This window comes from Frigidibacter sp. SD6-1 (assembly GCF_030143255.1).
GTDB lineage: Bacteria > Pseudomonadota > Alphaproteobacteria > Rhodobacterales > Rhodobacteraceae > TMP-24.
In genome coordinates this window covers 451,326-463,608 of sequence record NZ_JARJNR010000001.1, presented here as the reverse complement: position 1 = coordinate 463,608, position 12,283 = coordinate 451,326, and the positions used below count along the sequence as shown (strand labels likewise).

Annotated in this window: 9 protein-coding genes; 5 read left to right on the top strand and 4 right to left on the bottom strand. The window is 65.5% G+C overall.

Translation table 11 applies throughout. The features are described from left to right. Positions 1–77: 77 nt before the first annotated feature. Positions 78–890, bottom strand: coding sequence for a glutamate racemase (locus P0645_RS02240; RefSeq protein WP_284162926.1), 813 nt, complete (start codon positions 888–890; stop codon positions 78–80). A gap of 136 nt (positions 891–1,026) precedes the next feature. Beyond that, positions 1,027–4,440 (bottom strand): indolepyruvate ferredoxin oxidoreductase family protein, encoded by a 3,414-nt coding sequence (locus P0645_RS02235; RefSeq protein ID WP_502854192.1) that lies wholly within the window; start codon positions 4,438–4,440, stop codon positions 1,027–1,029. 199 nt (positions 4,441–4,639) lie between these two features. On the opposite strand from P0645_RS02235, the gene P0645_RS02230 reads away from it, so the two are divergent. The 4 genes from P0645_RS02230 to grxD all read left to right on the top strand — a co-directional run bounded on the left by P0645_RS02230 (position 4,640) and on the right by grxD (position 8,998). Beyond that, a complete protein-coding gene (locus P0645_RS02230) occupies positions 4,640–5,545 on the top strand; it encodes a LysR family transcriptional regulator (RefSeq protein WP_284162924.1) in 906 nt (301 codons plus the stop codon). A 507-nt stretch (positions 5,546–6,052) separates the two neighbouring features. Next, positions 6,053–8,212, top strand: a complete 2,160-nt coding sequence (gene purL / locus P0645_RS02225; protein WP_284162923.1) for a phosphoribosylformylglycinamidine synthase subunit PurL — start codon at positions 6,053–6,055, stop codon at positions 8,210–8,212. Positions 8,213–8,383: 171 nt separating this feature from the next. Then, on the top strand, positions 8,384–8,626 hold the full coding sequence (locus tag P0645_RS02220) for a BolA/IbaG family iron-sulfur metabolism protein (protein ID WP_284162922.1): 243 nt from the start codon (positions 8,384–8,386) through the stop codon (positions 8,624–8,626). Between the two features lie 3 nt (positions 8,627–8,629). Beyond that, positions 8,630–8,998 (top strand): Grx4 family monothiol glutaredoxin, encoded by a 369-nt coding sequence (gene grxD / locus P0645_RS02215; protein ID WP_284162921.1) that lies wholly within the window; start codon positions 8,630–8,632, stop codon positions 8,996–8,998. A 107-nt stretch (positions 8,999–9,105) separates the two neighbouring features. Here the strand turns inward: grxD and P0645_RS02210 are convergent, their stop codons facing one another. Beyond that, positions 9,106–9,489: a cell division protein ZapA gene (locus P0645_RS02210; protein ID WP_284162920.1), complete on the bottom strand. Its 384-nt coding sequence runs from the start codon at positions 9,487–9,489 to the stop codon at positions 9,106–9,108. Beyond that, the gene (locus tag P0645_RS02205; RefSeq protein ID WP_284162919.1) at positions 9,489–9,974 is read right to left on the bottom strand and encodes a hypothetical protein; all 486 of its coding nucleotides are present in this window, start codon (positions 9,972–9,974) and stop codon (positions 9,489–9,491) included. Before P0645_RS02205 ends, P0645_RS02210 begins: the two co-directional genes overlap by 1 nt. 200 nt (positions 9,975–10,174) lie before the next feature. Between P0645_RS02205 and tkt the strand changes: the two genes are divergently transcribed. Beyond that, positions 10,175–12,193, top strand: coding sequence for a transketolase (gene tkt, locus P0645_RS02200; RefSeq protein ID WP_284162918.1), 2,019 nt, complete (start codon positions 10,175–10,177; stop codon positions 12,191–12,193). Positions 12,194–12,283: the final 90 nt, after the last annotated feature.

Genomic DNA, 12,283 nt, shown 5'->3' with positions numbered 1-12,283 from the left:
CTAGGGGCGAATAGGGGCCGCAGCATGGCAAGATCATGCATGCGCGCGGGCGAATATGAGCAAAAATGCGGCGGCGTTCAGGCCGCTTCGAAGGCGATCCGACGTTTCAGGAACTGCGTCGCGCGGTCGGAGACGGCGCGCGGATCACCCGTCGTCAAGAGCTTCGCCTCAGTCCCGGCACCGGTGAACTCCGGACGTCGAGCAAGGTAGTCGGCAAGGCTTTCGGCCACCAGACCGGCCTGCGAAAAGACCCGGACCGAGGGGCCGAGCGCTTCCTGAAAAGTCTTCTGCATCAATGGGTAATGTGTGCAGCCGAGGATCGCCGCCTCGGGGTTCGGCATCCGTCGCTTCAGCGCCTCGACATGGGAGCGCACCAGCGCCTCGGCGAGGATCTCGTCCCCCTGTTCGATCGCATCGACGACACCGCCGCAGGGCTGCGCCTCGACATCGACGCCGATGGCGCGGAAGGCCAGTTCGCGCTGGAAGGCGCGGCTCGCGACTGTCGCCGGTGTCGCGAAAAGGGCCACATGCTTAACGGCCACCTCGCGCGGCGGCGAATTGTCGCCCCACTGACGTTCGGTCAAGGCCTCGATCAGCGGCACGAAGACGCCGAGTACCCGCTTGCCCTCGGGCACCCAGGTTTCCTGCATCCGTTTCAGCGCGGCGGCGGAGGCGGTGTTGCAGGCGAGGATCACCAGATCGCAGCCCTCTGCCCAGAGCCGTTCCACCCCCGCGCAGGTCAGCCGGAAGATATCATCGGAATCGCGCACACCATAGGGCGCATGGGCATTGTCGCCATAGTAGACAAAGGGCACGTCGGGCAGCCGTTCGACAACCGCCTGATAGACGGTCAGCCCGCCAAGACCGGAATCGAATATGCCAACCGCCATGCTGCCTCCTGTCATTCCCAGTGTCATAGCAGGCATGCGCGGGAAATCCATCCCAAGCCTGGGCAGCATTGCGGCCGCTCTTCGCGGGCTGACGCGGCTCATCGCCGGTGCGGGGCTACGCCCAGCGATGAGCGGCCTATTCCGCCGCCTGCCGGGTGGGCGCGCCGCCCGCGCGGATCACCGTCAGCAACTCCTCGCGCCGCGCTGCGGCCATCTTCACCGAGGCTTCCTTCACCGGGCCATAACCGCGGATATCCTGCGGCAGACCGGCGAGCGCCAGCGCGGGCGCCTCGGTCGTCGGCGACAATCGGGAGAAAGCGAACACCATGTCTTCCTCGTACTGGGCAATCAGCGCCCGTTCCGTCCGCCGCTCCGCGGTGCGCCCGAACGGGTCGAACGCCGTACCGCGTAACCGCTTCATCCGCGCGAGAAGCCTGAAGACCGGCAGCATCCAGGCGCCGAATTCGCGCTTCTTCGGTCGTCCCTCGGGCCCCTTGCCACCGAGAAGCGGCGGCGCCAGGTGAAACGACAGCTTCAGATCGCCGTCAAAGATCGCGCGCGCCCGATCGGCGCTCGTCAGATGCAGCCGCGCCACCTCATATTCATCCTTGTAGGCGAGGAGCTTGTAGAAATTCTCGGCAACCGCCGCCTTCAGCGCTTCGGGCGCCGAGGCCACCAGGCGGCGGTACCTTTCCGCGTAGGCTGCGTCCTGATACTCGGTCAGGCGTCGCGCACGATCTTCGATTTTCTCTTTCAGAGTCAGAGGCTTGTTTGACTGTTCGAGCGTAACCTCGGCAACCGCTGCCGGATCGACCGCCGCCCAGCGACCGATTTCAAAGGCGCTTTGGTTGCCCTTCACGGCAGCGCCGTTCAGTTCCACCGCCCGCAGGATCGCCTGACGCGACAGGGGCAGGAGCCCGCGTTGCCAGGCGGCGCCAAGCACGATCATGTTGGAATAGATCGAGTCGCCGAGAAGCTTTTCGGCAAGCGTCGAGGCATCGAAGAAACTGACACCCTCCCTCAGCCGCGCCTCCAGCGACAGGCGCAGCCGGTCGGCGGGCAGCTTGAAGTCGCGGTTCCTGGTGAAATCGCCGGTGACGATCTCATGGCCATTCACCACCGCGCCCGTCCGCCCTTCGGTCATGAGGCCGAGCGTCTTGGCCCCCGCCGTCACCACCAGATCGCCGCCAATCACGCAGTCGGCCTCGCCTGTTGCGACGCGGATTGCCGAAATATCAGAAGGTTGCTCGGCGATCCTCAGGTGGATATGAACCGCGCCACCCTTCTGGGCGAGGCCCGCCATTTCCATCATGCCGGCCCCCTTGCCGTCGAGGTGGGCAGCCATCGCCAGAACCGCGCCGACTGTCACCACGCCGGTGCCGCCAACCCCGGTCAGCACGGTGTTGTGCGTGCCCCGGATGGCGGGAAGCACCGGTTCGGGCAGGTCGGGCAGACGGAAACCCTTGGCGCCTGCCTTGCGGACCGTGCCGCCAGCAACGGTCACGAAAGAGGGGCAGAAACCCTTGAGGCAGGAGAAATCCTTGTTGCAGGACGACTGATCGATGGCGCGCTTGGTGCCGAGTTCGGTCTCGACCGGCACGATCGAGACACAGTTCGATTGGACCGAGCAATCGCCGCAGCCCTCGCAGACATCGGTGTTGATGAAGACCCGCCGGTCGGGATCGGGAAAGGTGCCCTTCTTGCGCCGTCGGCGCTTTTCGGCGGCGCAGGTCTGGACGTAAAGAATGGCCGATACGCCCTTGATCTCGCGATATTTCTCCTGAACCGTCATCAGATCGTCGCGCAGATGCACTTCGATTCCGGGCGGGAAGTCTGAAAGCTCGACCGCCTCTTTCGGATCATAGACCAGCGCTACATGTTTCACGCCCATCGCCAGAAGCTCGCGCGCGATCTGCGGGGCGCTCAGGTCACCTTCAGCCTTCTGGCCTCCGGTCATGGCGACCGCGTCATTGTAGAGGATCTTGTAGGTGATGGTCGTCCCCGCCGCCAAAGCCGCGCGGATGGCGAGCGAACCGGAATGGTTGTAGGTGCCGTCGCCGAGGTTCTGGAAAACATGGCCGCGTTTCGAGAACGGCGCCTCGCCCACCCAGTTCGCGCCCTCGCCGCCCATCTGCGTGAAGCCGACCGTGTCGCGGTCCATCCACTGCACCATGTAGTGGCAGCCGATCCCCGCATAGGCGCGGCTGCCCTCGGGCAGGCGGGTCGAGGAATTGTGCGGACAGCCCGAACAGAACCAGGGCTTGCGCGCGATGATCTCGGGGGCATTGTCGGCGCGCTGCGCCTCTGCGATCGCGGCGAGGCCCTTCTTCACCTCGTCGGTGCCGCGCCCCTCCTCGATCAGGATGCCGCCGATCTTTTCGGCGATCATGATCGGGTCAAGCGCATAGCGGGTCGGGAACAGCTCTTCCCTATGCATGCCGCCCGCGCCGCCCTTGTACCAGCCATAGACGCGGCGGCCCCGGCGGTCGTCGAAGATCGCTTCCTTGATCTGCACTTCCAGAAGCTTGCGCTTTTCCTCGACCACCACGATCAGGTCCAGCCCTTCGGCCCATTCGTGGAACGAGGTCATGTCGAGCGGGAAGGTCTGGCCGACCTTGTAGGTGGTGATTCCCAGCCGCTCGGCTTCTCCCGCGTCGATCCCCAAGAGATCAAGCGCGTGGGTAAGGTCGAGCCAGTTCTTGCCCGCCGCCACGAAGCCGATCTTGGCGCCCGACCGGCCCCAGACCCGTTTGTCGATGCGGTTCGCCCGCGCGAAAGCCTCGGCAGCGAAGCGCTTGTAGTCGATCATGCGGGCTTCTTGCGCGACCGGCGTGTCGCCGACACGGATATTCAGCCCGCCTTCGGGCATCGGGAAATCCGGGTTGACGAAGGACAGCCGAAACGGGTCGCCATCGACGACCGACGTCGCCTCGACCGTGTCCTTCATCGTCTTCAGGCCGACCCAGACACCGGCAAAGCGCGACAAAGCCCAGGCATAAAGCCCGTAATCGAGGATTTCCTGCACCCCGGCGGGAGAAACCACCGGAATATAGGCGTCGACCATCGCCCAGTCCGACTGGTGCAGCACGGTCGAGCTTTCACCCGTGTGATCGTCCCCCATCGCCATGATGACCCCGCCATGGGGCGAGGTTCCGGCCATGTTGGCATGCCGCATCACATCGCCCGACCGGTCCACCCCGGGCCCCTTGCCATACCAAAGGGCGAAGACCCCGTCATACTTGCCCTCGCCGCGCATCTCGGCCTGCTGCGTGCCCCAGACCGCTGTCGCGGCCAGATCCTCGTTCAGGCCGGGCTGAAAGAGCACATCGGCCTCCTTCAGCCGCTTCTCCTCGCGCCCCATCTGCAGGTCGACCGCGCCAAGGGGCGATCCGCGATAACCGGTGACATAGCCCGCCGTGTTCAGTCCCGCCGCCCGGTCGCGGGCCTTCTGCATCAGCATCAGCCGTACCAGAGCCTGAGTGCCGTTCATCAATACGGGAGATTTGGAAAGGTCGAACTTGTCGGAAAGCGAAATGTCCTGGCGCGTCATCCTGGCCTCCCCGGCGATGCTGCTGGCTTCGTCAGTATAGGTCATAATTGCTGACCAATAAAGAGATTTGTCAGACCCTTTCCATATTTGGCTTTGGTGACTATCTGCTTTCGGGCTATCAGTGCGGGCAATCGCACCTTCCACCATCCGCAGTCAGAAAATGCGGCGGGCGGGCGGGAATACGAACGGATCGAAGCGGATGGACTGGGACAAGCTCAGGATATTTCATGCAGTCGCGGACGCGGGGTCGCTGACCCATGCGGGCGATGTCCTGCACCTCAGCCAGTCGGCTGTCAGCCGCCAGGTTCGGGCGCTTGAGGAAAGCCTCGACACCACGCTTTTCCACCGCCATGCGCGCGGACTGATTCTGACCGAACAGGGCGAACTCCTGTTCGAGGCGACCAAGTCGATGAACAACCGGCTCGAGGCCGCCGCCGCGCGTATCCGCGACAGCGAGGAAGAGGTGTTCGGCGTCCTCAGGGTCACCACGACCACGGGTTTCGGTACGCTCTGGCTCGCGCCGCGCCTGCCGAAGCTTTACGCGAAATATCCCGACCTGAAGATCGAGCTGATGCTGGAAGAGCGCGTCCTCGACCTGCCGATGCGCGAGGCGGATGTGGCCATCCGCATGAAGGAACCCAGCCAGGCCGACCTGATCCGGCGGCGGCTGATGAACATCCGCATGCGGCTTTATGCAACGCCGGAATACCTGTCGATGAACGGAACGCCGCAGCGGATGTCAGAGATTTCCGCCCACAGGCTGATCGCGCAAAACCCCAATACGCCGCAGGTTGCGGCGGGCGCCGACCTCGTGCAGCGGCTGATGGAATATGAAATCCGCTCGACGCTGACGGTGAACAATTACTTCGGCGTGCTGCAGGCGGTGCTGAACCATCTCGGCATCGGGGTTCTGCCCGATTATCTGACCGCCGACTTCCCGCATCTCGTCCGGGTCCTGCCGGACGTGGAAAGCGAAGAGGTGCCGGTCTTCCTCGCCTACCCCGAGGAACTCAGGCAATCCAAGCGCGTCGCGGCCTTCCGCGATTTCGTCTCGGAAGAGATCGCAAGCTACCGCAAGCGCCAGCTGCGCGAGGAAGCTGCCTGAGAGGCCGGAAAGTGAGGCATGCGCGCAACGCATGACGGCCATGTTGCATCTGCAGCATGATTTTCCTTGAACGCTGAATTCCCGGGCACTAGATGACGCTCATGGGCGGCGGTCGAGGCAACTCCCCCCGTTCATACCTCCCTGTTGGACTTGGGCCGAGCTTGTCTCGGCCTTTTTTTTGGCTGTTCGCTGGCCAGTCTGCACCTGCTGCATCGTTCGGCAGTTCCGGCAGGCGCTTGAACAATGATGCTGCGTGCTGCGAACAGAAGGCAGGTCAATCGCCGGGCTGCTATCGGCAAGAGCGGCTTTGGCCGCGCGGAAAGGTCAGTCGCTCCTCCATGTTCGTACGAAATAGGGACGCGCGACCCTGGGACGCGCGACCCTGGCGAATTTCGACAAAGCCCGCGAAAAATATTCCGGCCCTTCCCCGCGACCCGCCACCACCCCTTTCCCTGCCCGCGCCCATACCTTATGAGGCGCCGCATCATCCCGAGGAGAGGAATGCCGATGACCGACCCCGTGATCACCGCCGAGCTTGTGGCCGCGCACGGGCTGAAGCCCGACGAATATGAGCGGATCCTGGAGATCATCGGGCGCGAGCCGAGCTTCACCGAGCTTGGCATCTTCTCGGCCATGTGGAACGAACATTGTTCCTACAAATCCTCGAAGAAATGGCTGCGCACACTGCACACAACCGGCCCGCAGGTCATTTGCGGCCCGGGCGAGAATGCGGGTGTCGTGGATATCGGCGACGGGCAGGCCGTGGTCTTCAAGATGGAGAGCCACAACCACCCTTCCTATATCGAGCCGCACCAGGGCGCGGCGACCGGCGTCGGCGGCATCCTGCGCGACGTCTTCACCATGGGCGCGCGGCCCATCGCGGCGATGGACGCCCTGTCCTTCGGCCTGCCCTCGCACCCCAAGACCGCGCATCTGGTGAAGGGCGTGGTCGAAGGGATCGGCGGCTACGGCAACGCGTTCGGCGTGCCGAACGTCGGCGGCGAGGTCCGCTTTCACGCCAGCTACAATGGCAACTGTCTGGTGAACGCCTTCGCGGCGGGTCTCGCGGATGCCGACAAGATCTTCTACTCGGCGGCCTCGGGCGTCGGCATGCCGGTCGTCTATCTCGGCGCCAAGACCGGCCGCGACGGCGTCGGCGGCGCGACCATGGCCTCGGCCGAGTTCGACGACACGATCGAGGAAAAGCGCCCCACCGTACAGGTCGGCGACCCCTTCACCGAAAAGCGCCTCCTGGAAGCCTGCCTCGAACTCATGGCCTCGGACAGCGTGATCTCCATCCAGGACATGGGCGCGGCAGGCCTGACCTGTTCGGCGGTCGAGATGGGCGACAAGGGCGGCCTCGGCATCAAGCTGACGCTCGACCATGTGCCGCAGCGCGAGGCGCACATGAGTGCCTACGAAATGATGCTCAGTGAAAGCCAGGAGCGGATGCTCATGGTCCTGAAGCCGGAAAAGGAAGCCGTCGCGCGGGCGATCTTCGAAAAGTGGGACCTCGACTTCGCCATCGTCGGCGAGACGATCCCCGAGGACCGATTCCTGATCCTGCATGGTGGCGAGGTGAAGGCCGACCTGCCCTTGTCCAAACTGTCCTCCAGCGCACCGGAGTACGACCGGCCCTGGGTCGAGACCCCGGCCCCGGCCGCAATGGCCCCGGTTCCGGCGATCGACCCGATCGACGCGCTGAAAGCCCTCATCGGCTCGCCCAACTATGCGGCGAAGACCTGGGTCTATGAACAATATGACACGCAGGTGATGGCCGATACGGTCCGCACGCCGGGCCTTGGCGCGGGCGTCGTCCGCGTCCATGGCACGCCGAAAGCGCTTGCCTTCACCTCGGACGTGACGCCGCGCTATGTGAAAGCGAACCCCTATGAGGGCGGCAAGCAGGCGGTGGCCGAAGCCTGGCGCAACCTGACCGCCGTGGGGGCCACGCCGCTGGCCGCGACCGACAACCTCAATTTCGGCAACCCCGAAAAGCCCGAGATCATGGGCCAGTTCGTCGGCGCCATCAAGGGCATCGGCGAGGCCTGCCGCACGCTCGACTTCCCCATCGTGTCAGGAAACGTCTCACTTTACAACGAAACCGACGGCAAGGGCATCCTGCCCACGCCCACGATAGGCGCGGTGGGGCTTCTGGCGACGCTTGACGACCTGATCGCCGGCCGCCCGGAGGAGGGCGATGTCGCGGTGCTCATCGGCGAGACCGCAGGTCACCTCGGCCAGTCGGCGCTGCTTTGCGAAGCCTTCGGCCGCGAGGATGGCGATGCGCCGCCTGTCGATCTGGCGCTCGAACGGAAGAACGGCGACTTCCTGCGCGCCAACCGCAAGCTGGTGAAAGCCGCGTCGGACCTCGCCGACGGCGGCCTTGCGCTTGCCGCCTTCGAGATGGCCGAGGGTGCGGGCATCGGCGTCAGGCTGGACGCGGGCGACACAGGTCAGCTTTTCGGCGAGGATCAGGCCCGCTATCTGGCCGCCTGCGCCCCCGACGCCGCAGAGCGCCTCCTCATTTCTGCCCGCGCCGCAGGCGTCGCGGCCAGCCTCGTCGGTCGCTTCGGCGGCAGCACCGTCGCGCTTGGCGGTGGGTCTGCACCGCTGGCGGCCCTCTCGGCGCTTTACCGGACGGCCTTCGAGACGGCGGTCGCCTGAGGAGCGGGGCGCTGCCCCGCACCCCGGGATATTTGGACCAGAATGAAGACACATTCGTTTTCACTGTGGATCAAATATCCCCGCCGGAGGCATGCGACCCACCCGCCCGCGCGGCCTTGCGGGCATGGGGCGGGCAGCTTACATTGACACCCGAAGCAGCGAGGACGGCCCATGCCGATGGAAGCACAGGATATCGAGGACCTGATCCGGGCCGCCTTGCCCAGGGCGAAGATCACGATCACCGACCTCGCCGGGGACGGCAACCATTGGGCGGCCGAGGTGATTGACGAAAGCTTCCGCGGCCAGAACCGCGTCCAGCAGCAGCGCGCGGTCTATGCCGCGCTGAAAGGCAAGATGGACGGCGCGCATGGCGAACTGCATGCGTTGGCCCTCACCACAAAAGCACCGGAGTAGATGATGACCACCGCAACCGCCCTCGACCAGATACGCGACACGATCGGGAAGAACGACGTCGTGCTTTACATGAAGGGCACCAAGGCCATGCCGCAGTGCGGCTTTTCCAGCCGCGTGGCGGGGGTCCTGAACTATCTCGGCGTCGATTATGTCGATGTGGACGTGCTCTCCGATGCCGACATCCGCCAGGGGATCAAGGATTTCTCCGACTGGCCGACCATCCCGCAGCTTTACGTGAAGGGCGAATTCGTCGGCGGCTGCGATATCGTCACCGAGATGACGCTGTCGGGCGAGCTTGACCAGCTCTTCGACCAGAAGGGCGTCGGTTATAACAAGGGCGCCGCCGAGAAGATCCGCGAAGCCAACGCCTGAGCGCAACTTCGCCGCCCGATCAAAAAGGCGCCCCGAGGGGCGCCTTTTTCGTGCCCCCGAGGGCGCGGGGGCGGGCGGGCGGGACGCGCCCGAGGGGGCACGCCGCATCAGCCCGCGACGCGCTCCTCGATCTGGTCCGCAAGCGCCTCCGCCCGCGCGGCGATCTCGGCCATCGTGTCGAGCACCGGCTGCGGCATGACCGGCACCTCGACCCGCTCGACCTGGGTCCGCGCATCGCTCGCCACCCGCTCGGCCAGCGCCGCCCGATCCTCGGCGGCGCGCAGCTGATCTTCCAGCCCCGCGGTCTTGTCAGCGAGCATCAGCCCCGCCATCAACAGCATCCGTGCCTCGGGCAGCCGTCCGATCTGGCTCACCAGCGATTGCGCCTCATTGTCCAGAAGCTTTGCCGCCGCGCGCAGGAAATGGTCCTCCCCCGGCTGGCAGGAGACGTCGAATTCCCGCCCCCCGATCACGATCCGCACGTCCGGCATCAGGCCATCTCCCCGATCAGAGGTTTCAGTTCGGCAAGGATATCGGCCATCTCCGCCATCTCGCCCGCCCGCTCGGCCCTGAGCGCCTCGACCTCGGCGGCCAGCGCCTCGTTGATCAGACCTGCATCCGCCCCGCCCTCACGCGCGGCATCCGACAGCTTGCGGGTCAGCGCCGCCAGATCCCCGTTCAGCTGCCGTTGACGCCCCAGCTCGGCCTCGAGCTGACCAAGCTGTTCGCTCAGCCGCGCCACCTTGCGTTCAAGTCCCGAAACCAGCGTCTCCTGCCGCTCCTTGATCGCGCGGACGCGTTCGGTCAACTGGGCATTGGTCGCCCGCTCCGCCTCCAGTTCCGCCCGCAGCACATCGACGTCGATCGAAGCGACCGCGGCAGAGGCGCCAGCGCCGTCGCCCATCCGGTCCAGTCCGGCACCGATCCGCTCCAGCGCATAGAGAATACGTCGTTCGAACTCGGCAATGTCGCTCATTGTCCTACCCTGTCGGTCCGGCCGCCGCGCTTTACCGAATCGCCGCGCGCCCCATGTCCCGCCGATATTAGCCAATGATCTTCCGCGACGCCCCCCTTTTTGGCCAGTGACTTAGCTCAGACGGGGGCGCCGCGCTTGATCTTGCCCCTCCCCGCCCATATCAAGCGCGCAAATCCGCCCTCAGCCAAAGGAAGCCCGCCTTGGACATCGCCACGCTCCGCTCGCAGCATGCAGATCACTGGGCCAAGGCCTGCGCCATCCGCGCTTTGGCCATGGATGCGGTCCAGGCCGCCAATTCAGGTCATCCCGGCATGCCGATGGGCATGGCCGACGTGGCGACGGTGCTTTTCGAGAAACATCTCAAGTTCGACGCGAGCCAGCCCAGATGGGCCGACCGCGACCGGTTCATCCTGTCGGCCGGTCATGGCTCGATGCTGATCTACGCGCTTCTGCACCTGACCGGTTACGAAGACGTGACGCTCGAGCAGGTGAAGAACTTCCGCCAGTGGGGCGCGATCACCGCCGGCCACCCGGAATATGGCCATGTGGCGGGCGTCGAGACGACGACCGGACCGCTGGGCCAGGGTATATCGAATGCCGTCGGTTTTGCCATGGCCGAGGAAAGCCTGCGCGCCCGGTTCGGCGCGAAGATCGTCGACCATCATACCTGGGTCATCGCCGGTGACGGCTGCCTGATGGAAGGCATCAGCCACGAGGCGATCGGCCTTGCGGGCATGCAGAAGCTCTCGAAGCTGATCGTCCTGTGGGACAATAACAATATCTCGATCGACGGTCCGGTCTCGATGTCGGACATCACCGACCAGCGCGCGCGCTTCGCCGCGGCGGGCTGGAAGGTCCTCAGCTGCGACGGCCACGATCCGGCGGATATCGACCGGGCGCTGACCGAGGCCAAGGCATCCGACCGCCCGGTGCTGGTCGACTGCAAGACCCATATCGGCTTCGGCAGCCCCACAAAGCAGGATACGGCGGGCGCGCATGGCTCGCCGCTTGGGCCCGACGAGATCAAGGCGACGAAAGCGATCTACGGTTGGGACCATGAGGCTTTCGTCGTGCCCGAGGGCATCCTGAAGGCATGGCGCGCGATCGGCGCCCGCGGTACTGCCGCCCGGAAGGATTGGGAGGCCCGTATAGCCACCCTGCCCGCCGGGAAACGCGCCGAATTCGAACGACAGATGTCGGGCGCGGCCCCGAAGAAACTCGCCGCCGCCATCCGCGCGGTGAAGAAGGACGCCGCCGAGAAGGCGCCCAAGGTCGCGACCCGCAAAGCCTCGGAAATGGTGCTCGCCGCCGTCAATCCGGTGATGCCGGAAACCATCGGCGGGTCTGCCGACCTGACCGGTTCGAACCTGACCAAGACCGCCGATCTCGGCATCTTCACGCCCGAGAACCGCAAGGGCCGCCATGTCCATTACGGCATTCGCGAACATGGCATGGCGGCGGCGATGAACGGCATGGCGCTGCATGGCGGGGTCCGCGCCTATGGCGGCACGTTCCTGTGCTTCACCGATTATGCGCGCGGCGCCATGCGCCTGTCGGCGCTGATGGGGGTTCCGGCGGTCTATGTGATGACCCACGATTCCATCGGCCTCGGCGAAGACGGCCCGACCCACCAGCCGGTCGAACATCTGGCGATCTGCCGCGCGACGCCCAACACCTGGACCTTCCGGCCCGCCGATCTGGTCGAGACGGCCGAGGCCTGGGAACTGGCGCTGACGACCGACAAGACGCCCTCGGTTCTCGCGCTGTCGCGCCAGAACCTGCCGACGCTGCGCACCAGCTTCACGGCCAAGAACCTGACGGCGCAGGGCGCCTATGTCCTGGCCGAGGCGACGGGCAAGCGCCGTGCGATCCTGCTGGCCACGGGCTCGGAAGTCGAGATTGCCATGAAGGCCCGCGCGATCCTGGAGGCCGAAGGCATCGGCACCCGCGTCGTCTCGATGCCGTCGATGGAACTGTTTGCGGCCCAGCCGGAGAGCTACCGCAGACGGGTCCTGCCCGCCGGTCCGGTGCGCGTCGCGGTCGAGGCGGCCGTGCGCCAGCCATGGGACCGCTGGCTTCTGGGCGAGCGCGGAAGCGAGAAGAAAGCGGCGTTTGTCGGCATGGAGGGTTTCGGCGCCTCGGCCCCGGCAGAGGTGCTTTACGAAAAGTTCGGCATCACGCCGGAGGCCATCGCGGCGAAAGTGCGGGCACTTCTCTGATTTCGGCCCGCCCTTCGTGCGGGCCGACCCGCCGGGGGGCTTCGCGCCCCCCGGACCCCCCGCGGGATATTTTCAAACGGAAGAGGGCAG